Origin of the sequence: Mesorhizobium sp. M7A.F.Ca.US.008.03.1.1 (assembly GCF_003997495.1) — a bacterium.
GTDB lineage: Bacteria > Pseudomonadota > Alphaproteobacteria > Rhizobiales > Rhizobiaceae > Mesorhizobium.
The window spans coordinates 505,056-531,741 of record NZ_RZRU01000001.1 but is presented as its reverse complement, the minus strand read 5'-3'; the positions used below and the strand labels follow the sequence as shown (position 1 = coordinate 531,741).

The 26,686-nt window shown below is 64.1% G+C and carries 30 protein-coding genes; 16 read left to right on the top strand and 14 right to left on the bottom strand.

Translation table 11 applies throughout. The features are described 5' to 3' along the window. Positions 1-67 precede the first annotated feature (67 nt). Positions 68-1,078 carry a ribosome small subunit-dependent GTPase A gene (gene rsgA / locus EOA16_RS02425; protein ID WP_164754068.1) on the top strand — a complete coding sequence of 337 codons (1,011 nt, stop codon included), beginning with the start codon at positions 68-70 and terminating at the stop codon, positions 1,076-1,078. A gap of 26 nt (positions 1,079-1,104) precedes the next feature. On the opposite strand, the gene EOA16_RS02420 is transcribed toward rsgA, so the two are convergent. Then, positions 1,105-1,638: a sterol desaturase family protein gene (locus EOA16_RS02420; RefSeq protein ID WP_127255177.1), complete on the bottom strand. Its 534-nt coding sequence runs from the start codon at positions 1,636-1,638 to the stop codon at positions 1,105-1,107. A 173-nt stretch (positions 1,639-1,811) separates the two neighbouring features. Here EOA16_RS02420 and EOA16_RS02415 point away from each other — a divergent pair, with 173 nt between their 5' ends. Further along, positions 1,812-2,282 carry an NUDIX domain-containing protein gene (locus EOA16_RS02415; protein ID WP_127255176.1) on the top strand — a complete coding sequence of 157 codons (471 nt, stop codon included), beginning with the start codon at positions 1,812-1,814 and terminating at the stop codon, positions 2,280-2,282. A gap of 10 nt (positions 2,283-2,292) precedes the next feature. Here EOA16_RS02415 and pobA read toward each other — a convergent pair whose 3' ends face one another. From pobA to pcaD, 6 genes are read right to left on the bottom strand one after another with little or no spacing between them, the layout of a single operon-like run. After that, entirely contained in the window at positions 2,293-3,465 is a 1,173-nt protein-coding gene (gene pobA / locus EOA16_RS02410) for a 4-hydroxybenzoate 3-monooxygenase (protein WP_127255175.1), read from the bottom strand. Next, positions 3,465-4,517, bottom strand: a complete 1,053-nt coding sequence (locus EOA16_RS02405) for a 3-carboxy-cis,cis-muconate cycloisomerase (protein WP_127255174.1) — start codon at positions 4,515-4,517, stop codon at positions 3,465-3,467. The genes pobA and EOA16_RS02405 overlap by 1 nt, the downstream gene beginning before the upstream one ends. Before the next feature lie 19 nt (positions 4,518-4,536). Next, positions 4,537-5,151 (bottom strand): protocatechuate 3,4-dioxygenase subunit alpha, encoded by a 615-nt coding sequence (gene pcaG, locus EOA16_RS02400; RefSeq protein WP_127255173.1) that lies wholly within the window; start codon positions 5,149-5,151, stop codon positions 4,537-4,539. Further along, positions 5,151-5,906 carry a protocatechuate 3,4-dioxygenase subunit beta gene (pcaH, locus tag EOA16_RS02395; protein ID WP_127255172.1) on the bottom strand — a complete coding sequence of 252 codons (756 nt, stop codon included), beginning with the start codon at positions 5,904-5,906 and terminating at the stop codon, positions 5,151-5,153. The genes pcaG and pcaH overlap by 1 nt, the downstream gene beginning before the upstream one ends. Next, positions 5,896-6,303 (bottom strand): 4-carboxymuconolactone decarboxylase, encoded by a 408-nt coding sequence (pcaC, locus tag EOA16_RS02390; protein WP_127255171.1) that lies wholly within the window; start codon positions 6,301-6,303, stop codon positions 5,896-5,898. The genes pcaH and pcaC overlap by 11 nt, the downstream gene beginning before the upstream one ends. Continuing rightward, positions 6,296-7,105, bottom strand: coding sequence for a 3-oxoadipate enol-lactonase (gene pcaD, locus EOA16_RS02385; protein ID WP_127255170.1), 810 nt, complete (start codon positions 7,103-7,105; stop codon positions 6,296-6,298). Before pcaD ends, pcaC begins: the two co-directional genes overlap by 8 nt. 93 nt (positions 7,106-7,198) lie before the next feature. Here pcaD and pcaQ point away from each other — a divergent pair, with 93 nt between their 5' ends. Next, positions 7,199-8,116 carry a pca operon transcription factor PcaQ gene (pcaQ, locus tag EOA16_RS02380; RefSeq protein WP_127255169.1) on the top strand — a complete coding sequence of 306 codons (918 nt, stop codon included), beginning with the start codon at positions 7,199-7,201 and terminating at the stop codon, positions 8,114-8,116. 18 nt (positions 8,117-8,134) lie between these two features. Here pcaQ and EOA16_RS02375 read toward each other — a convergent pair whose 3' ends face one another. Beyond that, on the bottom strand, positions 8,135-9,061 hold the full coding sequence (locus EOA16_RS02375) for an aldose 1-epimerase (RefSeq protein WP_127255168.1): 927 nt from the start codon (positions 9,059-9,061) through the stop codon (positions 8,135-8,137). Positions 9,062-9,122: 61 nt separating this feature from the next. On the opposite strand from EOA16_RS02375, the gene EOA16_RS02370 reads away from it, so the two are divergent. From EOA16_RS02370 to EOA16_RS02335, 8 genes are all read left to right on the top strand, one after another. Next, positions 9,123-9,914: a FadR/GntR family transcriptional regulator gene (locus EOA16_RS02370; protein WP_164754067.1), complete on the top strand. Its 792-nt coding sequence runs from the start codon at positions 9,123-9,125 to the stop codon at positions 9,912-9,914. Next, the gene (locus EOA16_RS02365; protein ID WP_127255167.1) at positions 9,911-11,638 is read left to right on the top strand and encodes an IlvD/Edd family dehydratase; all 1,728 of its coding nucleotides are present in this window, start codon (positions 9,911-9,913) and stop codon (positions 11,636-11,638) included. Before EOA16_RS02370 ends, EOA16_RS02365 begins: the two co-directional genes overlap by 4 nt. A gap of 11 nt (positions 11,639-11,649) precedes the next feature. Further along, entirely contained in the window at positions 11,650-12,426 is a 777-nt protein-coding gene (locus EOA16_RS02360; protein ID WP_127255166.1) for an SDR family oxidoreductase, read from the top strand. A 32-nt stretch (positions 12,427-12,458) separates the two neighbouring features. Next, positions 12,459-13,457, top strand: coding sequence for an AraD1 family protein (gene araD1, locus EOA16_RS02355; protein ID WP_127255165.1), 999 nt, complete (start codon positions 12,459-12,461; stop codon positions 13,455-13,457). 52 nt (positions 13,458-13,509) lie between these two features. Next, positions 13,510-14,535, top strand: coding sequence for an ABC transporter substrate-binding protein (locus EOA16_RS02350; RefSeq protein ID WP_127255164.1), 1,026 nt, complete (start codon positions 13,510-13,512; stop codon positions 14,533-14,535). 75 nt (positions 14,536-14,610) lie between these two features. Beyond that, positions 14,611-15,714: an ABC transporter ATP-binding protein gene (locus EOA16_RS02345; RefSeq protein WP_127255163.1), complete on the top strand. Its 1,104-nt coding sequence runs from the start codon at positions 14,611-14,613 to the stop codon at positions 15,712-15,714. Continuing rightward, positions 15,711-16,583 carry an ABC transporter permease gene (locus EOA16_RS02340; protein ID WP_127255162.1) on the top strand — a complete coding sequence of 291 codons (873 nt, stop codon included), beginning with the start codon at positions 15,711-15,713 and terminating at the stop codon, positions 16,581-16,583. The genes EOA16_RS02345 and EOA16_RS02340 overlap by 4 nt, the downstream gene beginning before the upstream one ends. Continuing rightward, entirely contained in the window at positions 16,580-17,380 is an 801-nt protein-coding gene (locus tag EOA16_RS02335) for an ABC transporter permease (RefSeq protein ID WP_127255161.1), read from the top strand. Before EOA16_RS02340 ends, EOA16_RS02335 begins: the two co-directional genes overlap by 4 nt. A 92-nt stretch (positions 17,381-17,472) precedes the next feature. On the opposite strand, the gene EOA16_RS02330 is transcribed toward EOA16_RS02335, so the two are convergent. Genes EOA16_RS02330 through EOA16_RS02305 form a run of 6 tightly spaced genes read right to left on the bottom strand, consistent with a single transcriptional unit; the run spans position 17,473 to position 21,827 of the window. Next, positions 17,473-18,732 carry an ABC transporter substrate-binding protein gene (locus tag EOA16_RS02330; RefSeq protein WP_127255160.1) on the bottom strand — a complete coding sequence of 420 codons (1,260 nt, stop codon included), beginning with the start codon at positions 18,730-18,732 and terminating at the stop codon, positions 17,473-17,475. A gap of 49 nt (positions 18,733-18,781) precedes the next feature. After that, the gene (locus EOA16_RS02325) at positions 18,782-19,210 is read right to left on the bottom strand and encodes a hypothetical protein (RefSeq protein ID WP_127255159.1); all 429 of its coding nucleotides are present in this window, start codon (positions 19,208-19,210) and stop codon (positions 18,782-18,784) included. Beyond that, entirely contained in the window at positions 19,207-20,262 is a 1,056-nt protein-coding gene (locus tag EOA16_RS02320; RefSeq protein ID WP_127255158.1) for an aldo/keto reductase, read from the bottom strand. Before EOA16_RS02320 ends, EOA16_RS02325 begins: the two co-directional genes overlap by 4 nt. Beyond that, positions 20,259-20,612, bottom strand: a complete 354-nt coding sequence (locus tag EOA16_RS02315; protein ID WP_027036144.1) for a TIGR04076 family protein — start codon at positions 20,610-20,612, stop codon at positions 20,259-20,261. The genes EOA16_RS02320 and EOA16_RS02315 overlap by 4 nt, the downstream gene beginning before the upstream one ends. Before the next feature lies 1 nt (position 20,613). Next, positions 20,614-21,096 (bottom strand): DUF3830 family protein, encoded by a 483-nt coding sequence (locus EOA16_RS02310; protein ID WP_127255157.1) that lies wholly within the window; start codon positions 21,094-21,096, stop codon positions 20,614-20,616. Further along, entirely contained in the window at positions 21,093-21,827 is a 735-nt protein-coding gene (locus EOA16_RS02305; RefSeq protein WP_127255156.1) for a GntR family transcriptional regulator, read from the bottom strand. Before EOA16_RS02305 ends, EOA16_RS02310 begins: the two co-directional genes overlap by 4 nt. Before the next feature lie 126 nt (positions 21,828-21,953). Between EOA16_RS02305 and EOA16_RS02300 the strand changes: the two genes are divergently transcribed. Genes EOA16_RS02300 through EOA16_RS02280 form a run of 5 tightly spaced genes read left to right on the top strand, consistent with a single transcriptional unit; the run spans position 21,954 to position 26,686 of the window. After that, positions 21,954-22,754 carry an ABC transporter ATP-binding protein gene (locus EOA16_RS02300; RefSeq protein WP_127255155.1) on the top strand — a complete coding sequence of 267 codons (801 nt, stop codon included), beginning with the start codon at positions 21,954-21,956 and terminating at the stop codon, positions 22,752-22,754. Then, entirely contained in the window at positions 22,751-23,500 is a 750-nt protein-coding gene (locus EOA16_RS02295; protein ID WP_127255154.1) for an ABC transporter ATP-binding protein, read from the top strand. Before EOA16_RS02300 ends, EOA16_RS02295 begins: the two co-directional genes overlap by 4 nt. Next, positions 23,497-24,405 carry a branched-chain amino acid ABC transporter permease gene (locus tag EOA16_RS02290; protein ID WP_127255153.1) on the top strand — a complete coding sequence of 303 codons (909 nt, stop codon included), beginning with the start codon at positions 23,497-23,499 and terminating at the stop codon, positions 24,403-24,405. Before EOA16_RS02295 ends, EOA16_RS02290 begins: the two co-directional genes overlap by 4 nt. Next, the gene (locus EOA16_RS02285) at positions 24,402-25,385 is read left to right on the top strand and encodes a branched-chain amino acid ABC transporter permease (protein ID WP_164754086.1); all 984 of its coding nucleotides are present in this window, start codon (positions 24,402-24,404) and stop codon (positions 25,383-25,385) included. The genes EOA16_RS02290 and EOA16_RS02285 overlap by 4 nt, the downstream gene beginning before the upstream one ends. Beyond that, positions 25,382-26,686: an FAD-dependent oxidoreductase gene (locus tag EOA16_RS02280; protein ID WP_127255151.1), complete on the top strand. Its 1,305-nt coding sequence runs from the start codon at positions 25,382-25,384 to the stop codon at positions 26,684-26,686. Before EOA16_RS02285 ends, EOA16_RS02280 begins: the two co-directional genes overlap by 4 nt.

Here is a 26,686-nt window from a genome sequence, read left to right as displayed (position 1 = left end):
GTCTCACCTGCCAGGGATACTGTCCGATGTCTGCGACGCCGTGGTCAAAGCCGTGACGGATTCTTCCATGCCATCTCTCGCCAGCCTGGGCTGGACGGATTTTTTCACTGATCAGCTCGAGCCCGGCGACGCCGATCTCGTCCCGACGCGGATCGCCACCGTCCACCGCGATCGCCTGACCGGCCTGTCCCAGGCAGGGCCGGTCGATCTGACGCTGCCGGCGCAGGCGAATACCGGTGACTATGCCGTCGGCGATTGGGTGCTGGTCGATCGGCATGAACACCTTGTGCAGCGCCGCCTATCCCGCAAGTCGGTGCTGGAGCGCCGCACCCAGGGCGGCAGGGTGCCGCAGCTTGCCGCGGCCAATGTCGACACGCTGTTCATCGTCACCTCGTGCAATGCCGACTTCAACCCAGCCCGGCTCGAGCGCTATCTGGCGCTGGCCAACGAGGCCGGAACGACGCCGGTGATCCTGCTGACCAAGGCCGATACCGCTGAAGACGCCGAGGCGTATGCAAGGCAGGCTGCCGCGTTGCAGCGTGGATTGCCGGTCGTGATGCTGAACCCCCGCACATCGGATGCGGCAGCCGTCCTGACTGCATGGTGCGGTGCCGGCCAGACGGTGGCGCTGATCGGCTCCTCCGGCGTCGGCAAATCGACGCTGGTCAACACGCTGGCCGGATCGGCGCAGCAATCGCCGCAACAGACCGGAGGCATTCGCGAGCACGATGCCAAGGGACGCCACACCACGACGTCGCGATCGCTGCATTCCATTGCCGGCGGCGGCTGGGTGATCGACACGCCGGGCATGCGGACGCTGCAGGTCAGCGATGTCGGCCATGGCATCGACACGCTGTTTGCCGAAATCACCGAGCTCGCGCCGCTGTGCAAGTTCCGCGACTGCACGCATGTGCATGAGCCGGGCTGCGCGGTGCAGGCTGCCTTGAAGGCAGGAACCCTCGATCCGGAGCGCCTCGCTCGCTGGCGAAAACTGTCCGACGAGAACCAGAACAACACGCCGGTTCAGAGCGGCCCCCGCGGGGCCAAATCCCCCGGCGGTCGCGGCAAGAGGCGCTGAACGGCCGAGGCTGAACTGGCTTCAGACTAGAGCCGCGCCGTGCCGAAAACGCGATCCCAGAACGCCGACGTCACACCGAAATTGGCCGTTTCCTCAATGTGGTGATGCACTGCATGACGGCGCTTGAGGGTGTAGAGGTAGCTCGGATGCGCGGGATGCCAGTGATGGATCATGTGGTGGATGCTGATGTACCAGAGGTATCCCAGCATCAACCCGCAGCTCACCGCGCTCGCGGTGGCGAAATCGGAGACCATCCATACCGGCAGGAACGCGACCAGGGCATGCACCCCGAGACTGAGCCAGGTCGGCGTGCCCACAGAACTGCGTTCCTCGACATGGTGACGGTCGTGCAGGTCCTTGATGTAAGGAATATGGTGAAGAACGAACCTGTGCAGCACATACTCGATCAGCGTCCAGAGGCCTAGACAGGCGAGGACAGTGCCTATCCATCCTGGCGCACTCTCTTCGCCGGCCTCGAGCAGCCCGGCCACTGCCAGAACGGCGATCACCAGCGGATACACGACGAAGTCGCTGTAGTAGCCAATAAGACCGAGTTGCATCGTCACCTAGCCTTCGAGCCGCCAAATAAGCGATGGTATCAGATTGCCGGACTCGCGGGTGAGGTGCAATGCAGACGTGCCTGACATAGCGTCGCAATCCCCTAGTGCAATGTTCGCGTCAACGATTCAAGGACCATCGGCAGGCTGCCGGCTTCGCAAATGGACATGCAAAAATGGCAAAACGCAGTGCGGGATTGCTGATCTATCGCCGCAGCGACGACGATCTCAGGGTGCTGCTGGTCCACCCGGGTGGACCGTTCTGGGCGAAGAAGGACGATGGTGCCTGGTCGATACCGAAGGGCCTCGTCGGCGAGGACGAGGATGAGTTGACGGCAGCGCAACGCGAGACCGAGGAAGAGCTCGGCGTCAGGGTCGACGGCACCTTCGCGCGGCTTGGCGACTACAGGCAACCGGGCGGCAAGATCGTCACGGCCTGGTCTGTCGAGGCGACCATCGACATCGATGTAGCCGCCATCAAGAGCAACAGCTTCACCATGGAATGGCCGCCAAGGTCGGGATCCCTAAAGGCGTTCCCGGAGGTCGACAGAGCGGGCTGGTTCACCTTGCCCGAGGCCGAGGTGAAAATCCTCAGGGGACAACGTCCGATGCTTTTGGATTTTGCCAGGCAGCAAGGCGCCGGATGATCCGCAGCCCTCAGTAGGGCAGGCCGACATAGTTCTCGGCGAGTGCGGTCGATGCGGCACGCGACTGCACGAGATAGTCGAGCTCGGCCTCCTGGATGCGCTGGCCGAAGTCGCCGGTGTCGGGAAAACGGTGCAGCATCGTCGTCATCCACCAGGAAAAGCGAACCGCCTTCCAGACTCGCGCCAGCGCCTTGCCGGAATAGACGTCGATGCCGGCCATGGTTTTGTCGCGGTAGAAGTCGCGCAAACCCGAGAAGAGATAGCGAACGTCGCTGGCGGCGAGGTTGAGGCCCTTGGCTCCGGTGGGCGGCACGATATGGGCGGCATCGCCGACCAGCAACAACCTGCCGAAACGCAGCGGCTCGGCAACGAAGGAGCGCAGCGGCGCGATCGATTTCTCGAAGGATGGCCCGGTGACGACATTTGCGGCTGTCTGCTCCGGCAAGCGGCGGCGCAATTCGTCCCAGAAGCGGTCGTCAGACCATGCCTCAACGCGATCGTCTTGCGGGCATTGCACATAGTAGCGGCTCCGGTGCGTCGAGCGCATCGAGCACAGCGCAAAACCCCTTTCATGATTGGCATAGACCAGTTCGTGATCGGCCGGCGGCACTTCGGCCAGCACGCCGAGCCAGCCGAACGGATACTGCCGCTCGAAGATTTTCAGCGCACGCTCGGGCACCGATTTGCGGCTGACGCCGTGATAACCGTCACAGCCGGCAATGAAGTCGCAATCGATCCGATGCGTGACCCCGTCCCGGCCATAGGTGGCGAAAGGTGCGGCGCCGTCGAAATCGTGCAGAGCTACATTTGCCGCCTCGTAAATCGTGGTCAGCCCTGCGGCGTCGCGCTTGTCCATCAAATCGTGCGTCACCTCGGTCTGGCCATAGACGGTGACATGCCTGCCGCCGGTCAGTGCCTTGAGGTCGATGCGGTGCAGGCGTCCGTCGAAGGCGAGCGAGATGCCGGAATGCGGCAGCCCTTCGGCATGCAGCCTTGCCGCCGCGCCGGCCTGTTCCAGCAGTTCGACCGTGCCCTGTTCGAGCACCCCTGCCCGCACGCGGCCAAGAACGTGCTCGCGGCTCGCACGTTCCAGAATGACCGTCTCGACGCCGATGCCGGCCAGCAGCTGCCCAAGCAGCAGGCCGGACGGTCCGGACCCGACGATGACGATTTGCGTGCGCATCAGCGGCCGAGACTTTCGACCTGTGCGGCCAGCTCAGCGGCAAGGCGCAGCGACGCGGCCGTTGCGACGACCATCTGCGGCAGTAATAGCCACTCCAGCGTCCAGGCCGCGCCCGACCGCTCCTGCTCATGCACGAGCGCGTGATGCATGCCGGAAAGCTGCGTGGCGTTGAAGCGGGCAAGCGCCACCAGCGCCTCGGCCTTCACCGGGTTCTGCTTGTGCGGCATGGCCGACGAGCCGCCGCCACCGGAAAGCTCGATCTCGGTCCCACCCTGTGCCATCAGCGCGATGTCCTGGCCGAACTTGCCGAGGCTGCCTGAAACCAGCGACATCAGGCCGGCAAAATCGGCGAGCGACTCACGCTGGCTCTGCCATTGCGGGGCGTCGCCAAGGCCGAGCTTTGCGGCTAGTGTTGCGCGCACCGCCGGCCCCTTGTCATCGAGCTTCTCCAGTGTGCCGGCGGCACCGCCGAACTGCACCACCAGCAGGCGCCTCGACTGTTCCGACAGCCTCTCCTGTTGTCGTTGTAGCGGCGCCCGCCACGCTGTCGCACGATCCTGCACCTTGATCGGAATCGCCTTCTGCATGCGCGTCATGCCAGTCAGCGCCCTGCTTCCAAAGCGCTCTTCGAGCGAGACGAGTCGCATGACTGTTTCGGTCAACAGCAGATCGAGATGTTCGACAACGGATTTGAGCCGAAGCATCAGGCCGGTGTCGACGACATCCTGGCTAGTCGCGCCGAAATGCACTTTCTGGCCATACGGTTCGCCAACCGCTGCCCTGATCTGGCGCACGAGTTCCGGCACGATGACGCCGTCCCTGGCGACGGCAACCTGCAGCAAGGCGGTATCGGGACGGAACTTGGCCAGCGCCGCCACGATAGCTGCGGCATCATCCTTGGTTATGATTCCGTTTTCGGCCTCCGCCTCCGCCAGCGCACGCTCGAAGGCCAGCATCGCGTCGATTTCCGCCTCGACGGAAAAATGCCTCGCCGCTTCTTCGTCGCCGAGAAGAGCGGAGAGCAGTGGGTGGTCGAAGGGCGATACGGTCATGTCCTGCTCCTCCTGACCATCAGCTGTCGAAGAAGACCGTTTCCTTCTCCCCTTGGAGATGGACATCGAAGACGTAAATATCGCCCTTGCGCTCGGCGATCAGCGTCGGCACGCGAACGCGGTGTTCGATGCGCGCCAGGATCGCATCCCCGGCATTGGCCTTTTCCTCATCGGAAAAATACAGCCTCGTATGCAGGCCGAGATTGATGCCGCGCGCAACGATCCACAGCGTGATATGCGGCGCCATCAGGCTGCCATCCCTGGACGGCACGCGGCCCGGCTTGATCGTCTCGAACGCGCACAGGCCGGTGTCCATGTCGGTCGGGCAACGGCCCCAGCCAAAAAAGTTCGGGTCGGCGGCACCGCGCAGTTCGGCCGGCGAATTGTAGAGCCCGTCCGCATCCGCCTGCCAGATCTCGATCAGCGCGTCCTTGAGCGGCGTACCGGGACCGTCGAGCACCCGGATGCGCAGGCCGATGCGCTCGCCCTTGGTCTTGTCATTGACCATGGTCGCGCCGAGATCACTGGGATAGACGCCGCCGATGCCGCAGAAATTGGGCGTCAGCCCGATATGGACATAAGGTCCCGCGGTCTGCGAAGGGCTCTCCTTGAGCCGGTCGAGCGACTTGGCCATCAATTGCCCTCCAGCCTGTTTTCGAACAGCGACGCGCGCCGGCCGCGCAGAACGATGTCGAACTTGTAGGCGCGCGCGTCGAAGGGGATTGTCGACTGCATGTCCAGCGTGGCGATGAGCGTCTCAACGGCTGCCTTGTCGGGGATGCCGCGCACGATCGGGCATTGCCAGATCAGCGGGTCGCCCTCGAAATACATCTGCGTGATCAGCCGCTGCGCGAAGCCGTGGCCAAAGACCGAGAAATGGATATGCGAGGGCCGCCAGTCGTTTGGCCCGTTCGGCCAGGGATAGGAGCCGGGCTTGACGGTGCGAAAGGCATAGCCGCCATCATCGCCTGATATAGCGCGGCCGCAGCCGCCGAAATTCGGATCGAGCGGCGCCAGATAGCCGTCCTTCTTGTGGCGATAGCGGCCACTGGCATTGGCCTGCCAGAATTCGAGCAGCGCGCCGGGCACGCCAACGCCGCGTTCGTCGAGCACCCGGCCGTAGACGATGATGCGTTCGCCGAGCGCGCTCTCGCCGGGTCTGGCGAAATTGTGGATCAGGTCGGCGTCGAGTTCGCCGAGCATGGCGTGACCGAAGACCGGGCCTGCAATCTCCGACAGCGTGTTGTCGAACGACAGCGGCGCCTTCTGCGGCGAACGCAGCACGGAGGTCTTGTAATTCGGCGTCAGCGCCGGCGGATGCCAGGGCCGGTCGCGCTGGAAGAAGGCGCCGGTCTCGGGTCTCCGGTTCGAGCCGGATTTAGCGGGCATTCTGGCTTCCGTCCATTTCCGAAAACACGTCCTTGGCTATTCTGAAGGCGCGGTTGGCGGCCGGCACGCCGGCATAGATGGCGACATGCAGGAACGCCTCGCAGATATCGTCGCGCGAAGCACCGGTGTTGACGGTGGCGCGCACATGCATGGCAACCTCCTCATCATGGCCGAGTGCCGCCAGCAGCGCCAGCGTGACGATAGAACGCTCACGCTTGGTGAAGCCCGGCCGCGCCCACACCGTTCCCCAGGCGGCTTCGGTGATCAACTCCTGGAAAGGCTGGTCGAAATCGGTCGCCGCGACCTCGGCCCGGTCGACATGCCCGTCGCCGAGCACGGAGCGCCGCACCGCGAGGCCGGTGCGATATCTGGCTGCGTTGCCGGGGACTTCATCCATGGGTTTCCGCTCCAGGGGCAAGCGATGCGATGAAATCGCGGATCAGCGCGGTCAGCGCTTCGGGCTGCTCGACGCACGGAATGTGTCCGGCGTCGCGGATGATCTCGAAGCGCGCGCCGGGGATCAACTCGGCAAGCGAGCGGACGAGATCGGGAGGCGTCGAGCCATCCTGATCGCCGGCGATGCAAAGCGTCGGCACCGCGATGCGGCGCGCGCTGTCGGTGAAATCCGCATCGCGAACGGCCGCGCAAGTCCCGATGTAACCTGCGAGCGCTTGCCTCGTCATCATGTTCCAATAACCGTCCAGCTCGGCCAGACGCGTTGCGTGGAAGGCGGGCGTGAACCACACTTTGAGCACGCCATCCGCAATGGCTTGGATACCCTTGCTTTCGACCGTCGCGATGCGTGTGTTCCAGCTCTCTATCGTGCCGATCTTGTGGGCCGTGTCGCACAGGATCATGGCCTCTACGATATCGGGGCGCCTGCGATAGAAGCCTTGGGCGATCAGGCCACCGACCGACAGTCCGCACAGCACGACCTTGCTCAACCCGAAATGATCGATGAGCGCCGAGAGGTCGTCGACATGATCGTCGATCGATCTGATGTCGCCGATATCGGACAGCCCATGACCGCGCTTGTCGTAGACCAGCAGCGGTATTTCACCACCAAGCGCCGAGACAATTTCGTCCCAGATCCGGAAGTCGGTGCCGAGCGAATTGATGAAGATGATAGGGCGCGCATTGCCGGCCGCATTGATGTGGCGATGGTGCAGCGTGATGCCGCCGATGGTGACGAATGGCACGGTTTCGGTCCTCCGCCCCCACATTGCACAAGGCGTTTGGTTCAGTAAAATGATATTTTGCGCCGTTTCATTAACTCAGGGGTTATCAAATCCATGTCCGAGAGCCGCATCCGGTTCCGTCACCTGCAGGCATTCCTTGAAGTTGCGCGACAAGGAAGCGTGGCGCGGGCGGCTGACTTGCTGCATGTCAGCCCACCAGCGGTGACCAAGACATTGCGCGAGTTGGAAGAGGCGCTGGGTGTTGCGGTGGTCGAGCGCGACGGCCGCGGCATCCGACTGACGCGCATCGGCGAAATCTTCCTTCGCCATGCCGGCACGGCGATCACGGCGCTCAAGCAAGGCGTCGATTCCGTTCGCCAGGACGGAGCGGTCAGCCGGCATCCGATCCGCATCGGCGCGCTGCCGACGGTGTCGGCGCGGGTGATGCCGCTCGCCATGAGCCTGTTCCTCAAAGAGGGTACCGGTGCGGCGATCAAGATCGTCACCGGCGAGAATGCGGTGCTGCTCGAACAGTTGCGCACCGGCGCGCTAGATCTCGTCGTCGGACGGCTGGCGGCGCCGGAAAACATGACCGGCTTCTTCTTCGAGCACCTCTATTCCGAACCGGTACTGTTCGTGGTGCGAGCCGGACATCCGCTGCTTGACCCGGGACAGGATGTGTTCGCACGGCTCGACGAATTCCCGATGCTGATGCCGACGCGGGAATCGGTCATCCGTCCGTTTGTCGACCGCCTGTTCATCACCAACGGCATGACCGCGCCGGCAACCGAGATCGAAACCGTCTCGGACTCCTTCGGCCGCGCCTTCCTGCGGCAGAGCAATGCCGTCTGGATCATTTCGGCTGGCGTCGTTGCCAACGAACTCGGCAGCGGCGCCTTCGTCGCCTTGCCGGTCAACACCGAGGAAACCAAGGGACCGGTCGGCTTGACGATGCGGACCGACATGGCGCCCTCACCGGCCTTCTCCATCCTGCTGCAGACCATCCGCGAAGCGGCAAGGCAAGGCAGCTGATGCGGCTCAGACTGGCGATCAGATCGCCTGCGAAGGCGTGAAGCGAACGCTTGCGGATCGCATCTGTCCGGGTGCCAGTACGATGCAGCCAGTGTCGATGCCCGCGTCGCTGCGATTGAAGGCATCAGTGATGTTGCTGACCGGTTCGGCGCAAAAGAACGGCTCGCCGGGCGGCGTGTAGAGGACAAGGAAATCGAGTGGCGCCTCGGCCTCGATGTCCAGTTGCCGCCCATGCTCCGGCCAGGAGATCCGGGCGCGGCGCGACCATCGGGTAAAGACCGTGTCGAAGTCCGTCTCCGACACGTCGAAGCCCGTGGTCGGGTTCGCGCCAGCGGGTGGTAGGACGTGCCGGGTGGGCAAGATTTCCGCATCGGTCTCCCACATGCCGGATACCTGCGCCTGGACATGTGTCCATGATGTCGACGGGAAATAGGGAGGGAGGCCGAAGCCTGCCGGCATCGGCGCGTCCGAGAGGTTGCGCAGCGAGAGGGCGATGACCAGGCCGCCATCGACCAGCGAGATCGCTTGCCTTGCCTCATAGCTCCACGGCCAGGAATCGGCGACATGGCGATAGGACAGGACGGTGGCGCCAGCTTCGTGCCGCACGACTGTCCATGGCCGACGCCAGCCATGGCCATGCTCATGATGCGGATCGTCCGAGCTGGTCGGCAGTTCGACGGTGCGGCCGGCGAATGCGAAGCGGCCGCCCCTTATGCGGTTGGAATAGGGAACCAGCGGGAAGCAGGCCATTGCGCCGGCATCGCGGCTGTCGATCGCCGCCTGATCCGCAGGGCGCAGCCAGTCCACGACGGATCCGTTTTGCCGCCAGCGATACGAGGCCAGGGCGCCGCCGGCGGCCGGGGCTATCTCTACAGTCGCAATGCCGTCGCTAATCGAGACCAGCTCTTGATGCCGCTCGGCAACGGCAGCGGAATTCTTCGTCATCGGCACTCCCCCATCCCTTGACTCCCATCATAATGCCGATAAGACATATCATATGAATAGTATGAAGAATAAGAAATCTTTCAGCACGGCGCGCACGTCAAGGGTTGCGGTGGCGGTCTCCAGCGGCTCGACGGCGCTGCATGCGACTGTCGTCGAGCAGATCGGATTGCGCATCGTGCAAGGCGATTTCCTGCCCGGCGAGGCATTGCCCAATGCCGACGATTCCAGCGAGATGCTGGGGGTCAGCCGCACGGTGCTGCGCGAGGCGATCAAGGTGCTGGCCGGCAAGGGACTGGTCGAATCGCGGCCGAAGACCGGCACAAGGGTGCGTCCCCGTGCCGACTGGAATTTCCTCGATCCGGATGTACTGTCATGGCGCTACGCCGGCGGTGTCAGCGCCGACGATGTCAGGGCGCTGTTCGAATTGCGGCGAGCCATCGAGCCGATGTCGGCCGCACTCGCGGCCCAACGCGCCACGCCGGCGCAAATCGCCGAGATCAATGCCGCGCTGGCCGAAATGGAGGCCGTGGTCGACGATGGCGACCGCTTCGCCAAGCCCGACCTTCTGTTCCATCAGACCATTCTGCGCATGACCGGCAATGAGCTGATCGGCTCGCTGGCGGCACTGGTCGAAACCGCACTGGTGATGAGCTTTCGTCTTTCCAACGACAATCCGGACGGGCAGCGCCACTCTTTGCCGCTGCATCGGGAAGTGGCCGAAAAGATTGCATCCGGCGACGCGGCAGGCGCGCAGAAAGCGCTGCTGGTGCTCATCGACAATGCCGAGGAAGACGTGCGCCGCAGCGTCGAGAACCGCAACAAGCGCCGCCAGGATCGGGAACAGACATCGTGACCGACACCAAACACAAACTGCGGTCCGAGGCCTGGTTCGGCGGCGAAGGCAAGAACGCCTTCATGCACCGCAGCTGGATGAAGAACCAGGGCATCCCCGCCGACGCTTTCGACGGCCGGCCGGTGATCGGCATCTGCAATACGTGGTCGGAACTGACCCCGTGCAACGCCCATCTGCGCGCGCTGGCCGATCACGTCAAACGCGGCGTCTATGAAGCCGGCGGCCTGCCGCTCGAATTCCCGGTGATGTCGCTGGGCGAGAGCAACATGCGCCCCACCGCCATGCTGTTTCGCAATCTGGTCAGCATGGATGTCGAAGAGTCCATCCGCGGCAATCCGATCGACGGTGTCATCCTGCTGGTCGGTTGCGACAAGACCACGCCGGCGCTGCTGATGGGTGCTGCGTCGTGCAATCTGCCGACCATCGCCGTTTCCGGCGGGCCGATGCTCAACGGCAAGTTCCGCGGACAGGATATCGGCTCGGGCACCCATGTCTGGAAATTCGCCGAGGAAGTGAAGGCCGGCCGCATGCCGGTCGCCGACTTCCTCGCCGCGGAGCAGGGTCAGAGCCGATCGGCGGGCAGCTGTATGACGATGGGAACGGCCTCGACCATGGCCAGCATGGTCGAAGCACTCGGCATCGGCATGCCGGACAATGCCGCGATCCCGGCGGTGGATTCGCGCCGTGGAGTGCTCGCCCAGATGGCCGGACGCCAGATCGTCGATCTCGTCCGCAGGGACGTGACGATCGCGCAGATCCTTACCAGGCAAGCGTTCGAGAACGCCATTCGCGTCAACGGCGCCATCGGTGGCTCGACCAACGCGGTGCTGCATCTGATCGCCATCGCCAACCGGGTCGGTGTCGACCTCAGCCTCGACGACTGGGACCGCCTTGGCCGCGACGTTCCAACCATTGTCGATTTGATGCCGTCGGGCCGGTTCCTGATGGAAGATTTCTACTACGCCGGGGGGCTAGCTGCGGTCATGGCGTCGCTTGATGAAGTGGGGCTTCTTCATCGCGACGCCATGACCGTCAGCGCCAAGACCATAGGCGAATTGATCGACGGCGCGCCCAACTACAACAGTGAGGTGATCCGGCCGCTGAGCCAGCCGCTGACCAAAGAGGGCGGCATCTCGATCCTGCGCGGCAATTTGGCGCCTGACGGGGCGGTCATCAAGCCGTCGGCGGCAACGCCCGAACTGATGCAGCATCGCGGCAAAGCGGTGGTGTTCGAAAACATCGAGGACTACTACGCCCGCATCGACGATCCGGAGCTGGACATCGACGCCTCCTCGGTGATGGTGCTCAAGAATTGCGGGCCGCGCGGTTATCCCGGAATGGCCGAGGTCGGCAACATGCCGCTGCCGGCCAAACTGCTCAAGCAAGGCGTCTCCGACATGGTGCGCATTTCGGACGCGCGCATGAGCGGCACCGCCTACGGCACCGTGGTTCTGCATGTGGCACCGGAAGCGGCCGCGGGTGGCGCGCTGGCGCTGGTGCGCGACGGTGACCTCATCGAGCTCGACGTCGCCGGCCGTCGGCTGGAGCTTTTGGTATCGGATGAAGAGCTCGCAATCCGCCGGCGTGACTGGAAGCCCCCGGCGCCGCCGGAAGGCGGCTATCAGAGCCTTTATGTCGAGCGTGTTCTGCAGGCCGACAAGGGCTGCGATTTCGACTTTCTCGTCGGCCGGCGCGATGCCGGCATTCCTCGGCATTCGCATTAGAGAGGCGCGCGATGACGGATGAAATCGGCTACGCGATCTATCCAAGCCTCAAGGGCCGCAGCGTGTTCATCACCGGCGGCGGCAGCGGCATCGGCGAAAGCCTGGTACGCCATTTCTGCGCGCAAGGCAGCCGCGTCGCCTTCGTCGATATGGCCGAGGAGCCTTCACGGCGTCTGGTCGATGCGATTGCGGCCGAGGGACATGCCGCGCCGCTGTTCATTCCTTGCGACCTGCGCAACGTCGAAGAGTTGCAGGCGGCAACCGTCCAGGCGATGCAGCACAACGGCCCGATCCAGGCGCTGTGCAACAATGCCGGCAATGACGACCGTCACCAGACCAAGGATGTGACGGTTGCCTATTGGGACGACCGCATGGCGGTCAATCTGCGCCACCAGTTCTTCGCGGCGCAGGCGGTGCGTCCGCAGATGAGCACGCTGGGCGGCGGCTCGATCATCAATTTCGGCTCCATCACCTGGATGGTCGGCGATCCGGATTGCCCGGCCTATGTCACCGCGAAAGCCGCCGTTTACGGCATGACGCGGGCGCTGGCCCGCGAACTCGGCCCCGAACGCATCCGCGTCAACTGCATGGTGCCGGGCTGGGTGATGACCGAGCGCCAGATGCGCCTGTGGCTGAACCCGGCCGGCGAACGCCAGATCGCGGAAAGGCAGTGCCTGCCCGACCGGCTGCAACCCTCGGATATCGCGCGCATGGCGCTGTTCCTCGCAGCCGACGACAGCCGCATGTGCACGAGCCAGCAGTTCATCGTCGATGCGGGCTGGGTGTGACCCGTACAGCCCTAGGGAAAGAAGGTTAGTTCATGCGTCTTGTTCAGTTCAGAATGGCCGACGGCGGCAGACGGGTCGGCCGCGTCTCCGACGACGGCAATCACCTGCACCCGCTCGATAGGACCGGCAGCGTGCTGGAGCTGGCCGAAGCGGCAATCGCCGAGGGCACGTCGATCGCCGCACTGGTCGAGAAGCGGGCGGGCGCCGCAACGATCGACTACGACCAGCTGTTACGCGATGGCCAGGTGCTCGCTCCGGTCGACCATCCGGAACCGGCGCGCTTCCTGGTCACCGGGACTGGCCTGACCCACACCGGAAGCGCCGCCGCCCGCAACCAGATGCATGTTCTGACCCATGGCGAAGGTGGCGACGAATCCGATTCCTTGAAAATCTTCCGCATGGGGCTGGAGGGCGGAAAGCCTGGCGCTGGCAAGATCGGCATCCAGCCGGAGTGGTTCTTCAAGGGCGTCGGCACCTGTGTCGTACCGCCCGGCGCCGACCTGCCGATGCCGGCCTTCGCGCGCGCCGGCGCCGAAGAGGCTGAGATCGTCGGCCTCTATCTCAACGGGCCGGACGGCCGCCCCTACCGCATCGGCTATGCGCTCGGAAACGAATATTCCGACCACGTTACGGAGGGCGAGAACTACCTCTACCTCGCCCATTCAAAGCTGCGCTCCTGCTCGATCGGTCCGGAACTGCTGATCGGCGACCTGCCCGAAGAAGTGCGCGGCCATTCGCGCATCCTGCGCGACGGCACTGTCTTCTGGGAGCAGGAGTTCCTGTCGGGCGAAGCGCACATGTCGCACTCGATCGCCAATCTCGAACACTTCCATTTCCGCTACCCGATGCACCGCAGGGCGGGCGACCTGCACGCCTATTTCTTCGGCGCGGCGGTGATGAGCTACGCCTCCGGCGTCAAGACGGCTTCCGGCGACGAGTATGAAATCCAAGCACCGATATTCGGCAAGCCACTGCGCAACCGGATGGTGTCGGTGCCGGACGAGGGACTGGTCGCTGTTACCCAGCTGTGACGGCGCAGGCCCGAAAATTACGGTCCACCAGAACGACAATGGGAGATTAAAAATGGGACTGAAGAAAGCGTTTCTAAGACTGGCGACAATCGGGCTCGGCATCGGCCTGATGACATCGGCGGCGCTCGCCGCAAACCTGCGGGTACTGGCCTGGGACGGCTACGCCGATGCCGACTGGGTCAAGGACTTCACCGCCGCGACCGGCATCGGCGTCGATGTCGTCTTCATCGGCAGCGATGATGAGATCTGGGCCAAGATCAAGGGCAGCGAAGGCCAGGACTTCGACGTCTTCGCCGTCAACACCGCCCAGTTGCAGCGCTACATCAAGGCCGACCTGGTGTCGCCGATCGATGTGACGAAGCTCGCCAACCAAAAGGAAGTGCTGCCGCGCTTCCGCGACCTGACGGCGGTCAGCGGAGTGACCAAGGACGGCAAGGTCTACGGCATTCCGTTCTGCTTCGACTCCATCGGCCTGATCTACGACACCGACAAGGTCAAGCCGGCGCCGACCTCGATGTCGGTTCTGTGGGACCCGGCCTACAAGGGCAAGGTGCTGGCCTATGACAATGGCGAGCACAATTTCTCGTTCACCGCACTGACGCTCGGCTACAAGGATCCGTTCAATCTCAACGAAGAGCAGATGGCGGCAGTCAAGGCCAAGCTGGTCGAACTCAAGCGCAACGTGCTGAGCTTCTACACCACCGCCGACGAGGCGCAGCAGATCTACCAGAACAATGATGTGGCCCTGATCTGGGCCAACTACGGCCAACAGCAGGTCAAGGCACTGCAGAAGATCGGCGCTCATGTCGCCTACGTCAATCCAAGCGAGGGCGCGCTCGCCTGGCTCGACAACTGGGTCATTTCCAAGGGTGTCCGCGACAATGCGGCGGCCGAGAAATGGATCGACTTCATGCTGAGCAAGAAGGTCGGCGGCGAGCTTTCCGAGCGCACCGGCTTCGGCAACACGGTGACGGAAACCGGCAGCGCCGGCGGCAACGACAAGCTGGTCTGGCTCAACAATGTCGAGGACCCGCTCAAGCGTTCGGACATGTGGAACGAGGTCAAGGCGACGCCCTGATCTTTCCGCACCATGTCTTCGAAGGACCCGGCGGTCCGGAGTTCCGGACCGCCGAAGCGTATGCGAGAGTATTTCATGAACCAGAACACCGACCTCTTGACGCTGCGGTCCGTCTCGAAATCCTACGGCACGGTCCCCGTGCTGCACGACATCGACCTGTCGATCCGGGACGGTGAGTTCCTCACCGTTCTTGGACCATCCGGCTCCGGCAAGACCACGGTGTTGCGGCTGATCGGCGGGCTGGAGCCGCTGACGTCGGGCGAGATCCGCCTCGACGGCCAGGATATCAGCCGCATGCCGATCAACCGGCGGCCGTTCAACACCGTGTTTCAGGACTATGCGCTGTTTCCGCACCTGACCGTTTCCGGCAATGTCGGCTACGGTCTTTCGGTTCGCCATATCCAGCGCAAGGAGATTGCGCGCCGTGTCGCGGAGGCGCTGGAGCTCGTCCAGCTCGGACGTTTCGCCGACCGCTTTCCCGCGCAGCTCTCCGGCGGCCAACGCCAGCGCGTCGCACTCGCCCGTGCGCTGATCTGCCAGCCGCGCCTGATCCTGCTCGACGAGCCGCTGGCGGCGCTCGACCTCGAACTGCGCCGGCAGATGCAGGTCTTCCTGAAATCCATCCAGCGCGAAATCAAGACCACTTTCCTGTTCGTCACCCATGACCAGGAGGAAGCCATCGGCATGGCCGATCGGATCTGTGTCATGGAGGCCGGCCATATTCGCCAGCTCGGCACGCCGCACGACCTTTACTACAGACCGAACTGCGAGTTCGTCGCGCGCTTCTTCGGCGAGAACAATCTGGTGGCCGGAAAACTTGGGGCTGTCCAAGGCGAGCTGCGATCGATCGAGACGGCGCTCGGGCGCTTGGTCTGCTCGATCAGCAGCCAGCCGCATTTGAAAGCCGCAGCCGAAGGCGCCAGCGCCTTCGCCGCGTTCCGTCCAGAAGCCTTGCACCTTGCGGATGCAAAGGACACCGACAACCATTTTTCCGGCACGATCTCCGATCTGGCGTTTGCCGGGTCGTCGACCGTCGCCACCATCACGGCCGGCGCCGACAATGCCGCGCAACGCTTGCGGCTGCGCGTGCCGAGCCGGGTGGACGGCAGCGCGCTCAAATCCGGCGAAGCTGTATCGCTTTCGTTTGCGCCGCATGAAGGCCATCTGGTGCTGGCATGAGCGAAGCCGGATCGACACAGCCTGCGGAAAGACGGCTGTCGCTGCTGGTGACAGTGCTGGCGTTTGCCTTGCCGGTGGTCTTCGTCCTGGTGCCGCTGGCGATCTTCCTCGGCTACAGTTTCTTCAGCGTCGACCAGGGTACGATCGTCTACGACTTGTCACTGGGCAACTATGTCAGGTTCTTCACCGATCCGGTCTTTCTCCCGGTGTTCTGGAACACCATCGTTCTGTGCGTCTCGGTGGCCATCATCTGCATCCTGCTTGCCTATCCCGCAGCCTACTTCCTGACGACGCTGAAAGGCCGCTGGCGCTACGCCTTGCTGATGCTGCTTTTGGTGCCGCTGCTGATGAGCTATGTCATCAAGATCTATGCGATCCGCAGCATCCTCGGCCTCAACGGCTTTCTCAACAAGGCGCTGGTGGCCCTCGGCATCCTGCAGGAACCGTCGACGCTTTTCGTGTTCAACATGAACGCCATCCTGCTGACGCTGACGCTGCTCTTGATTCCCTTCGCCATCCTGCCGATCTTCCTGTCGCTGGAGCGGATTCCGCAGGTGCTGCTGCGAGCTTCAGACGATCTGGGGGCCAGCGGCTCCCAGACTTTCCTGCGCATCACCTTGCCGCTCAGCCTGCCCGGCGTCGCCTCGGCGGCGAGCTTCGTCTTCGTGCTGGCGATCGGCGATTTCCTGACGCCGCAGATGGTCGGCGGGATCAGCGGCTTCACCTTCGGCCGCATCCTCTACAGCCAGTTCGGCACGGCCTATAACTGGCCGTTCGGCGCGGCGCTGTCGGTGGCGCTGGCCGTCGTGGTGATCGCCGCAATCCTCGTCGGCGAACGCTTTGGCCGCAACCGGGGGACTTCGGTATGAGCGCCCCGCCCCGACTGTCCACGATCTTTCTGGCCGCGATCACGACACTGGTTGCGGTCCTGCTCTACAGCCCGCTGTTCGTGCCGATCGTGTCGTCGTTCTTCACCATTTCGCATGGCTCCGTCGACTGGTCGTCCCCGACCCTGTCGACCTATGTGGCGCTGGCTGAAAACCACGACATATTGGTCGCCTTGCGCACCACACTGATCGTCGGCGTCTGCACCGTGATCCTGTCGGTGGTCAGCGGAACGCTGCTGGCGCTCTATTATCATGGGCGCCGTTCCGGACGCTCGCTGCTGCAGTTCATCATCTTCCTGCCATTCCTGATGCCGCCGATCATCAGCGGCCTGGCGCTGCTGATCTTCTTTCGCGAAATCGGTCTCGAACGCTCGCTGCTGACGGTCGTCATCGGCCATACGGTTTTCGTGCTGGCGATCGTCTACCGCACGGTGCTGATGCGCCTGCAGTCGATGAGCCGCACGCTGGTCGAAGCGTCCTACGATCTCGGCGCCACGGGCTGGCAAACCTTCTGGCGTATCACCCTGCCGAACCTGTCGAGCGCCATGGTCGGCGGCGCCATCCTGGCCTTCGCGCTGTCGTTCGACGAGACCATGATCACCATCCTGGTCACCGGCACGCAAAGCACCCTGCCGGTCAGGCTGTGGGCGATGATGCGGCTTGGTTTCTCACCCGACATCAACGCGCTGGTGGCGCTGATCCTGATGTTCACCGTGCTGCTCTGCGCGCTCGCCGCTCGCTTCCTCATCCCGAGGCAAGTCGCGACGGAACGAAGCTGAGTCGCTGGACAAAAGAGGTGCAACGAAGCAGCCATAGTCTTCGCCCGGCATCGACGCTGGCGCAATCGATGCCGGACAAAACAGAATGACGCCTACTGAAGTTTCGCCTGCAAGGCGTTGACATCGTCGGTGGTCATTTCACCGTCCGTCGCCACCTTGCCGTCGACGATCTTCCACAGCCGGAACGGGCCTGTGATGTCGCCATATTTATCGAAGGCGACCGGGCCGATGACGCCTTCGTAGCGGATCGGCTTGCCGTCCTTGATCAGGCCGAGCGCCTTGGCGAACTCTTCCTTGCCGGCAAAGATCGGCTTGCCGGCCGGATCGACCGCCTTGTACATCGCGTCCTTGATCTTGGCCGGATCCTCGGAGCCGGCAATGGCGATGGCCAGACCAACAATCGCACCGGCATCATAGGAACGGTCGGCCGCTGGATTGGTCGGTTCGATGCCGGAGAATTCCTTGTAGTTCTTGGTGAAATACTCCGTCGAGGCGGTCGGGCTGGTGCCCGACGACGTGCCATAGGCTTCCTTCAAATAATCGGCGCCGACGGATTCGATGAAGTCAGGGCTGTTCATGCCGTCATTGAGGAGGAATTTCTGCACGCCGCCCTGCGAGATCCAGGTACGAGCGACCGTTGCGCCGTCGACCGGCGTGCTGACTAGATAAAGGCCGTCGGGCTCTCCGGCCATGGCAGCCGTGACTTCCGAGGCATAGCTCGACTGCTTCTCGTTGTAAGGCGTGTCGGAGACGATGGTGCCGCCGAGCGCTTTGTAGGCACGCGAGAATTCGGCCACCATGTTGACGCCGAAATCGTTGTTGACGTGGATGATCGACAGCTTCTTGAAACCCTTGTCGATGGCGTATTTGGCGGCGGCGACGCCCTGCAGCGCATCCGAAGTGATGGTGCGGAAGAAGATGCCGTTGGTCTTGCCGTCGCGGCCGAGCGCGGTCAGCGTCGGCGAGGACGACGCCGGCGAGACCTGGACGATCTTGGCCGGTGCCGTAACCGAGGTCAGGATCGGGATCGACACCGAGGAGATGATGCCGCCGATGATGACCGGCACCTTCTTGACCTGCACCAGCTGGGTCGCGGCGTCGACGGCGATGTTGCCCTGGCTCTGGCTGTCACGCGTATCGGTGACAAGATCGCAGCCACGCACGCCGCCGGCTTCGTTGATGTCGCGGAAGGCCATCTCGACCGACTTGGCGCCGGCCTGACCGTATTCGCCAGCCGGGCCGGTCAGCTCCATGACGAGGCCGACGGTGATCTTGCAATCGGCTGCCTGCGCGGCACCCGTCATCGTCACGAGGGCGAGTGCGGTGGTGAGTTGGAGTATCGTCTTTCTCATTGTTGTTCCCCTTTCGTTACTCAACTGTATTTGATCTCTGGAACCTGTTTCAGCGTTCCGGCACCTGCAGCCAGGTTTCATGCAGATGTCGCCATTCGACGCCGTTGGGCGCCGATGAACTGGTGGTGAAGACGGCGCTCGACTGGCGGCGGCTGTGCTTGCCTGCGCGCAGCTGCGCTTCGACATAAAGGACGACGATGGTATCGGCGTCCTGCCAGCCGGGCCGGATATCCTCGATCGAAATGGCAAAACCGTCGTCGCAAGAGGCGCGGCTTGAGCGGACATGGTCGACGACCGCTTCGCGATCGAGGGCCTGCCCGTCCGGCGCCACCATGCTGAGGTCTTCGCCCATCGCGCGTTCGAAGCGGCCGAAATCTACCGTGTTGGCGCGCGCGGCAACGAACCAGTCGACAAAGAAGCGGTGCAGGTCGATGATTTCGGCACTTGCGCGTGAAAACAGGGAGGGTTCGCCGCTCATTTCTTCCCCGCATTGAGGTTGTAATGCATGATCGAACCGTGGCGACCGCGGCGGTCGCGCTCGAGCGTGTAGACATCACCCTCGAGGCTGGTGCCTTGCGCGATGACGGCCGCAATCCGCGCCCGGTCCTCGGCGTCGAGCGCAACGTCCATGATTTTCGCATTGGCCAGCGCATGCGCCTGATTGCGGGCACCGACGATGACGGCCGCCACTTGCGGCTGCTCCAGCACCCAAGCGCTGGCGATGGTGGCGATATCGACGCCGTGGCGGTCGCCAACGGCCTTCAGCGCCTGAAGCAAGTGCTGAAACAGGTCCCAGCCACCGAAATCATCGATGATCAGCTTGTATTTGACCAGCGAGCGGTTTTCGAGCGGCGTGGCGGGCTCGACCGCACCGAGCCATTTGTCGCTGAGGAAGCCGCCGGCCACCGAGCCGTAGCAGAGGAAGGAGACGCCGTTCTGCTTTGCGAGTGCGGCAAGGCTGTTGCCGGGCCGCTGGTCGAGCACCGAATATTGCAGCTGCTGGCTGACAAGAGGGATGCCGGCCGCCAGAATTTCGGCCAGCCGCGGCGTGTCGAAATTGGTGGCGCCGAGATTGCGCACCTTGCCTTCCAGCCGAAGCTCGTCGAGCCAGCCCATCGCCTCGACATAGCGAGGTTGCGCATAGTCCCACCAGTGGAACTGAACGAGATCGAGCCGTTCGGTCTTCAGCCGCCGCAGCGACTGGTCGACGATGCCCCTGATGTAATCGCGGCTTATGCTGGCCAGCCGTTCGAGGTCCGGCACCAGCTTGGTGTGCACCTTCATCCTGGCCGCGACGTCGAGACCGCGCTCGCTGGCCAGCCGCAGACGCGCCGCGCCTATGAGTTCTTCGACACCGGTGTAGATGTCTGCGCAATCATAGGTCCAGATGCCGGCATCGAAGGTGGCGATCAGGTCGGCTACCGCCTGGCCGCGGTCAATGGCGCCGTGGCCGCCAGCCAACTGCCAGCCGCCGCGGATGACGCGCGAGATGGTGTAGCCGGGGCCGAGGTCGAAGGTCTTGGCGGTCATGTCAGGTCATCCTCCTTCGGCAGCGGCACCGCCGTGGTCTCGGCGTGGCTGAACCGTCGCTTGGCCACCCTGACAATCCGGAGGCGGCTGGCGCAATTGGGATCGGGACAAGCGATCTCGGCGTCCGATGTCATCCAGTCGTTCGGGTGGGTCGGGCGCTGCTTGGCCGCCAGCAGCGGCAAGACGGCGGCGAGCGAATAAATCGAAAACCCCTGCCCTGCCGGCATCGACAGCATCTCGCCCTTGAGCTCGAAATAGTCGCCGGCCTTGGCGCCGCAATAGATCGGCTTGCCCTCAGGAATGACCGCCTCGACGCGAAGATCGAACAGCTCGAAACTGTCGTCGGCCATTTCAGGCCTCCACCAGGCTGAAGGTGACATCGCAGGCGCCGTTGCGGCGGATGACACCGCATGCGGCGGCGAATTGATCGCGCTCTTCGCCACGCACTTGCGCCACCACGCTGCCGGCCAACCAGCCGATCGGGAACAAAAGCCGCGCGCCCTGTCCGTAATAGAGGCCGATGTCGAAGATCGCATTGGGATTGCCGCCCCACATGCGTGGCGGCACATAGGACAGCACGATGTCGCCCGGCTGCGGCGTCAGCGTCGCGTTCTCGGCTGGCAACGGCCTGGCATAGGCCTGGCCCTCGAGATCGGCTGATGGAACCGGACAGGAGATTTCCGGCCCTGTCCACATCGCATGGATGCCCGGGACGACACGTGGCGTGCCGAGATAGGCCAAGAGGAAGGCAGCGTTTTCCGGGGCCTTCTCGGGCAGCAACAGCGCGGTGACGGAAAGCTGTGAGCGCGGCTCGGTGATCCTGATGGCGGTCATGTCTGGTCTTTCGCGGCGGCTGCCTGCAGCTTGCTGCGCAGGAAGGTGAAGGGGCGGCTGATGTCGGCGACCAGCGCCTCGCGCGCGGTCTGCGCATCTTGTGTGGACAGCGCCGTGACGATGCGGCGGTGATACTGGGCGGTGTCGACTTCGCCGGCTTCCGAGAAGGCATAGATGGCGACACGAATGCAGGGGCCCGATTGCAGCCACAGGCTCTCGATCATCGGGATCAGCACGGCCGAACCGCAGGAGCGGTAGATTTCGAAGTGAAAGCTCTGGTTGAGCGTCACTTCGCGATCGACGTCCTTCTTGTGCTTCAGCGCCCGCATCTCGTCCCATTCGCCGAGAATGGTCTCGATGGTGGCGATCTGGCGCGGCCCCATGCGGGCGGCGGCAAGCGCGATCGCCTCGCCCTCGATCAGGATGCGGGCGCGCAAGAGATCATCGAGGCGTTCCAGCGTGATCGGCGGCACGCGCACCGAACGGTTGGGCAGCGCCTCCAGCGCCTTTTCCGTGATCAGCCGGCCGAGCGCTTCGCGCACCGGCATGGTCGAGGTGACCAAAGCGTCAGCCAAGCCACGGATGGTCAGCACCTGGCTCGGCTCGAACAGGCCGCCGATCAGGGCACGGCGCAGTTCGGAGTAGACGCGGTCCTGCACCGTTTCGCGGCCGACCGGCGCAAGCTGGGCCGCGATCGCCTCGTTGTTCTTTTCGATGGCAGCCTTTTGCATGGAATTCCGTTCTTGGCCGGTTTTCGGCTTGCGGATGAAATTAAAGCCGAATAGCGTGATCAAAGCAAGTGTGATCACAAATCATAATCAGGAGACGGCAACGATCGTCTTCGGCCAGAGGGTTTGATGAGCGAGTCAGCCGAAAGGCAAAAGCAGGAGACCCGCGCGCCAGTTCTGACGGCGAAAAATGTCGTCAGGCGGTTCGGCGGCCTCGTCGCCGTCAACGATGTCTCCTTCGACGTCAAAGCGGGAGAAATCCTTGGCCTCATCGGACCGAACGGCGCCGGCAAGACGACGATGTTCGATCTGCTCGCCGGCAGCATATTGCCGACCAGCGGCGAAATCCTTCTCAACGGCACGCCAGTCTCGGGCGAAGCCGCACATCTGCGCATCGGTCGTGGCCTTGGCCGCACTTTTCAGATTCCCCGCCCGCTGCCCAATCTGACGCTGATCGAAAACATCATGCTGGCGGCACAGGGCCAGGCCGGCGAAAAGCTGCTCGCCAATTTCGTCACGCCATGGCGGGTGGCGGCGCAGGAAAGAGCCGCCAGGGCAAAGGCGCTCAAACTGCTGGAACTGGTCACCCTCACCCATCTCGCGCAGGAGCCGGCGCGCGTGCTTTCCGGCGGCCAGCGCAAGCTGCTCGAACTCGCCCGCGTGATGATGGCCGACCCGGCGATCATCCTGCTCGACGAACCGGCGGCGGGCGTCAACGCGACGCTGCTCGAAGTCATCATCGACCGCATCCGCGACATCAATGCGCGCGGCATCACCTTCCTGCTGATCGAGCACAACATCGACATGGTGACACGGCTCTGCCATCGCGTTCTCGTCATGGCGAGCGGCCAGTTGCTCAGCGAAGGCACGGCGGAACAAGTCGCTCGCGACCCGCGTGTCATCGAGGCCTATCTCGGAGGAGCGGCATGAGCGAGACCGTCCTCGAAGTCCGCGACCTCGAAGCCGGTTACGAGCCCGGCGTGCCGATCGTGCGCGGCGCCTCGATCACCGTCGCCAAGGGTGAGATCGTCGTCGTGCTCGGCCCCAACGGCGCCGGCAAGTCGAGCTTCATCAAGGCCATCGCCGGCCTCGTCCCAATCACCCGCGGCACGGTGTTTCTGGACGGCAGGGACATCACGGCCGCCCCCGCGCACACCATGGTACGCCTTGGGCTGGCTTTCGTGCCGCAGACCGAAAACATCTTCCCGCTGATGTCGGTCGAGGACAATCTCAGGGTTGCCTGCGGCATCCTCGAGCGGCGCGAAATCCCCGGCCGCATCGAGGAAATGTATGCCGCCTTCCCCGACCTTGTCCGCCAGCGCCGCACCGCCGCCGGCAATTTGTCGGGCGGGCAGCGGCAGATGCTGGCCGTCGCCCGCGCACTGATTGTCCACCCCAAGGTGCTGGTGCTCGACGAGCCGTCGGCCGGCCTGTCGCCGAAATTCGTTTCGATGGTGTTCGAGATGCTGGCCGACATTCGCAAGTCCGGCGTCACCATCCTGTTGGTCGAGCAGAATGCCAAGGCGGCGCTCGCCATCGGTGACCGCGCCTATGTGCTGGTCGAGGGCAAGGACCGGCACGAGGGCATTGCCTCCGAACTGTGGAACGATCCGGTCGTCGCCGAACTCTATCTCGGCCAGCGCCCGCTCAAGTCCGAAGGAGGAAGCGCGGCATGAGCCTGCAATTTGTCGTCGACGGATTGCTGACGGGTTCGATGATCGGCTTGGGCGCCATTGGCGTGACGCTCACCTATTCGATCTTGCGCTTCTCGAACTTCGCCCATGGCGACTTCATGGCCTGGGGCACCTATGCGACGCTGGCCGTCGTCGGCGCCATCGGCGCAACATTCGGGAAGGTGGCCCCGATCGCACCGCTGTCCTTCGGCTGGCCACTGATTGTCGCGCTGGTCGTCGGCATGGCGTTCACCGCTTTGCTGGCGCTGCTGCTCGACAGAGTGCTGTTTTCGCGGCTTCGTTCGCAAGGCCAGGCGATCATCGTGGTGATGGCGAGCTTCGGCGCCTCGATGGCGCTGAGGAGCTTGCTCGAATTCACTTTCACCTCGCGGCCGACCTATTTCAGCCGGGCGATCCAGATCGCCATGCCGGTCGGCTTCGGCATCCGCATCACGCCCGACCAGATCGCGCTGCTATTGCTGACCGCCGTGCTCGTGCTCGGCGTGCATCTGTTGATGACGCGCACGCAGACCGGCCGCTCGATGCAAGCGTTGAGCCAGAACGCTGCACTGGCCCGCATCGTCGGCATCGACGTCGCCAGCGTGGTGCGCGTCACCTGGATCATCGGCGGCGCGCTGGCTTGCGTCGCCGGCGTGATGATCGGCATTCTGGTGCAGATCCGCCCGTTCATGGGCTTCGACATGCTGCTGCCGATGTTTGCCGCCGCCATTCTCGGCGGCATCGGCAGCATCCCCGGCGCGGTGCTCGGCGGCCTGATCATCGGGCTCGCCGAAGCCGGTGCCGTGCAACTGATCGGCGCCGAGTGGCGCGCCGCCGTCTCCTTCATCATCCTGATGGCGGTGCTGTTCGTGCGGCCGATCGGCCTGTTTGGTGTGAGGGAACGCTGATGGATCTGCTCGGCTACGGCGCCTTCTTCCTGACCACCGCGCTGATCTTTTCGCTGGTCACGCTGGGGCTCAACCTGCAATGGGGGCTGACCGGCCTGTTCAATGTCGGCCTCGCCGGCTTCGTCGCCATCGGCGCCTACACCTCGGCGCTGCTGACCACTCCGGACGATGCTGCGCGGCTTGGCGGCTTCGGCCTGCCGATCCTTGTCGGCTGGCTCGGCGCCATGGTCGTCGGCGGCATCGCCGCGGCGCTAACCGGCATGGCGACGCTGCGGCTCAGATCCGACTATCTGGCGATCACCACCTTCGGCGTCGCCGTCGTCGTGCAACTGGTCGCGCTCAACGCGCAGAAGCTGACCGGCGGGCCGTTCGGCATCGGTTTCATCCCGCGCCCCTTCGGCAGCCTTGCCGAGACGCCGCTGCTGTTCAACCTGTCCAACCTTGCAGTGGTCTCGGTCGTCACACTGATCGCCTATCTCGCTTTGGAGCACCTGTCGCGCAGCCCGTGGGGACGTGTCTTGAAGGCGCTGCGCGAGGATGAGCGGGCGGCGATCTCGCTTGGCAAGAGCGCGCGTTTCTATCGCGTCCAAGCCTTTGCCGTCGGCGGCGCCATCATGGCACTGGCCGGCGCGCTGCAGGCGCATTTCACCGGCTTCATCGCGCCGGACAATTACCTGCCGATCCTGACCTTCCAGGTCTGGGTAATGCTGATCGTCGGCGGCTCCGGCAGCAATCTCGGCGCCGTCATCGGCAGCATCCTTGTGTGGGCGATATGGGCCGGATCAGGCACGCTGACCAGCATCCTGTTCCCGCCGGAACAGCAGGCGCGCGCCGCCGCGCTACAGATCGCCGCGATCGGCGTCATGCTCTGCGTCATCCTGCTGATCCGGCCGAACGGCCTGCTCGGCGACAGGCCGCGGCGGCCGTGGTTTGGCAAGCGGGCGAAGGTAGCGACGGCCAAGAGCATCTCCCCGTCATGAATGCCGCGATCCGGCAGGAGGCGCATGACGCTTCGCTCTGGCACGCGGTCAGCCGCAATCGCCGTGGCCGGCCGGCGCTGCAGAGCGGACTCGATGTGGACCTCGCCATCGTCGGCGGCGGGTTTTCCGGCCTTTCAACCGCGCTGCATGCGGCGGGCAAAGGCCTTTCCGTCGCCGTTCTCGAAGCCGAATTCATCGCCTGGGGTGCGACCGGCAGGAATGCGGGCTTTGTCGTGCCGAACTTCGCCAAGATGGATCCAGTCGACATACTGGCCCATCTCGGACCGTCGCGCGGCGACAGGCTGATCGATTTCGCCGCCCGCAGCGCCGACCTGGTTTTCCGCCTGATCCGGCAGCACGGCATCGACTGCGACGCCGTGCAGAACGGATGGGTCCAGCCGGCGCATTCGCCTGCCGCCTTCGAGAAGGTCAAATCACGTGCCGGGCAATGGGCGCAGCGCGGCCGACCGGCAGTCACATTGGATCGGCAGGAAATCGAAGCCCTGACGGGCGTGCCAGGCTATGTCGGCGGCTGGATGGATCGTTCCGGCGGCGTGCTCAATCCGGTCGCCTATGCGCGCGGGCTTGCCGATGCGGCGGAGAAGGCCGGCGCGAAGATCTTCGAGCAGACGCGCGTCACCTCGGTTGATCGCATAGCCGATGGTTGGATGCTGAAAACACCGGCAGGATCGGTACGCGCCGCAAAGGTGCTGATCGCCACCAACGCCTATGGCTGGTCCCTCAATCCGTCATTGCAGCGAACCTATTTTCCGCTGAAAGTCTTCCAGATCGCGACAGCGCCAGTGCCTCGTGAAGTGCGCAGCCGGCTGCTTCCCGGCGGGCAAGGCGTCGGCGACACCAGACGCAATCTGTTCACCTTCCGCTTCGACGCCGAAAACCGGCTGATCAGCGGCGGCATGCATATCCTTGGCGCCGGTGCCGATACGCGCGTACCGCAGTCGATCTGGCGGCGGCTTGGCCGGCATCTCGACCTGCCCGATCTGCCGCCGCTTGCCTACAGCTGGTCGGGAATGGCAGCGGTCGAACCGGATTTCCTGCCGCACCTGATCGACCTCGGGCCAGACCTGATCGCCGGCCGCGCCTGCAACGGGCGCGGCATCGCCATGACCACGGCGATGGGCAAGGTGCTCGCCGAGTGGGCCGCTGGAACCGACGCCCGCGACCTGCCGCTGCCCTTTGCTGCGCCGGCGCCGATCCCGTTCCACGCCGTGCTCCGGCACGCGCCCAACATGCTGCTCGGCTGGAGCATGCTGCGCGACCGGCTGGACGGGACGAGCTAG

Coding starts and splice junctions, on each gene's coding strand:
- EOA16_RS02280 (WP_127255151.1), top strand. CDS start 25,382: ATGAATGCCGCGATCCGGCAGGAGGCGCATGACGCTTCGCTCTGGCAC.
- rsgA (WP_164754068.1), top strand. CDS start 68: ATGCCATCTCTCGCCAGCCTGGGCTGGACGGATTTTTTCACTGATCAG.
- pcaQ (WP_127255169.1), top strand. CDS start 7,199: ATGTCCGAGAGCCGCATCCGGTTCCGTCACCTGCAGGCATTCCTTGAA.
- pcaC (WP_127255171.1), bottom strand. CDS start 6,303: ATGGATGAAGTCCCCGGCAACGCAGCCAGATATCGCACCGGCCTCGCG.
- EOA16_RS02350 (WP_127255164.1), top strand. CDS start 13,510: ATGGGACTGAAGAAAGCGTTTCTAAGACTGGCGACAATCGGGCTCGGC.
- pobA (WP_127255175.1), bottom strand. CDS start 3,465: ATGCGCACGCAAATCGTCATCGTCGGGTCCGGACCGTCCGGCCTGCTG.
- EOA16_RS02345 (WP_127255163.1), top strand. CDS start 14,611: ATGAACCAGAACACCGACCTCTTGACGCTGCGGTCCGTCTCGAAATCC.
- EOA16_RS02290 (WP_127255153.1), top strand. CDS start 23,497: ATGAGCCTGCAATTTGTCGTCGACGGATTGCTGACGGGTTCGATGATC.
- EOA16_RS02415 (WP_127255176.1), top strand. CDS start 1,812: ATGGCAAAACGCAGTGCGGGATTGCTGATCTATCGCCGCAGCGACGAC.
- EOA16_RS02405 (WP_127255174.1), bottom strand. CDS start 4,517: ATGACCGTATCGCCCTTCGACCACCCACTGCTCTCCGCTCTTCTCGGC.
- EOA16_RS02325 (WP_127255159.1), bottom strand. CDS start 19,210: ATGAGCGGCGAACCCTCCCTGTTTTCACGCGCAAGTGCCGAAATCATC.
- araD1 (WP_127255165.1), top strand. CDS start 12,459: ATGCGTCTTGTTCAGTTCAGAATGGCCGACGGCGGCAGACGGGTCGGC.
- EOA16_RS02370 (WP_164754067.1), top strand. CDS start 9,123: ATGAAGAATAAGAAATCTTTCAGCACGGCGCGCACGTCAAGGGTTGCG.
- EOA16_RS02320 (WP_127255158.1), bottom strand. CDS start 20,262: ATGACCGCCAAGACCTTCGACCTCGGCCCCGGCTACACCATCTCGCGC.
- EOA16_RS02330 (WP_127255160.1), bottom strand. CDS start 18,732: ATGAGAAAGACGATACTCCAACTCACCACCGCACTCGCCCTCGTGACG.
- pcaG (WP_127255173.1), bottom strand. CDS start 5,151: ATGGCCAAGTCGCTCGACCGGCTCAAGGAGAGCCCTTCGCAGACCGCG.
- EOA16_RS02315 (WP_027036144.1), bottom strand. CDS start 20,612: ATGGCCGACGACAGTTTCGAGCTGTTCGATCTTCGCGTCGAGGCGGTC.
- pcaH (WP_127255172.1), bottom strand. CDS start 5,906: ATGCCCGCTAAATCCGGCTCGAACCGGAGACCCGAGACCGGCGCCTTC.
- EOA16_RS02360 (WP_127255166.1), top strand. CDS start 11,650: ATGACGGATGAAATCGGCTACGCGATCTATCCAAGCCTCAAGGGCCGC.
- EOA16_RS02420 (WP_127255177.1), bottom strand. CDS start 1,638: ATGCAACTCGGTCTTATTGGCTACTACAGCGACTTCGTCGTGTATCCG.
- EOA16_RS02305 (WP_127255156.1), bottom strand. CDS start 21,827: ATGCAAAAGGCTGCCATCGAAAAGAACAACGAGGCGATCGCGGCCCAG.
- EOA16_RS02335 (WP_127255161.1), top strand. CDS start 16,580: ATGAGCGCCCCGCCCCGACTGTCCACGATCTTTCTGGCCGCGATCACG.
- EOA16_RS02295 (WP_127255154.1), top strand. CDS start 22,751: ATGAGCGAGACCGTCCTCGAAGTCCGCGACCTCGAAGCCGGTTACGAG.
- EOA16_RS02340 (WP_127255162.1), top strand. CDS start 15,711: ATGAGCGAAGCCGGATCGACACAGCCTGCGGAAAGACGGCTGTCGCTG.
- EOA16_RS02300 (WP_127255155.1), top strand. CDS start 21,954: ATGAGCGAGTCAGCCGAAAGGCAAAAGCAGGAGACCCGCGCGCCAGTT.
- EOA16_RS02375 (WP_127255168.1), bottom strand. CDS start 9,061: ATGACGAAGAATTCCGCTGCCGTTGCCGAGCGGCATCAAGAGCTGGTC.
- EOA16_RS02310 (WP_127255157.1), bottom strand. CDS start 21,096: ATGACCGCCATCAGGATCACCGAGCCGCGCTCACAGCTTTCCGTCACC.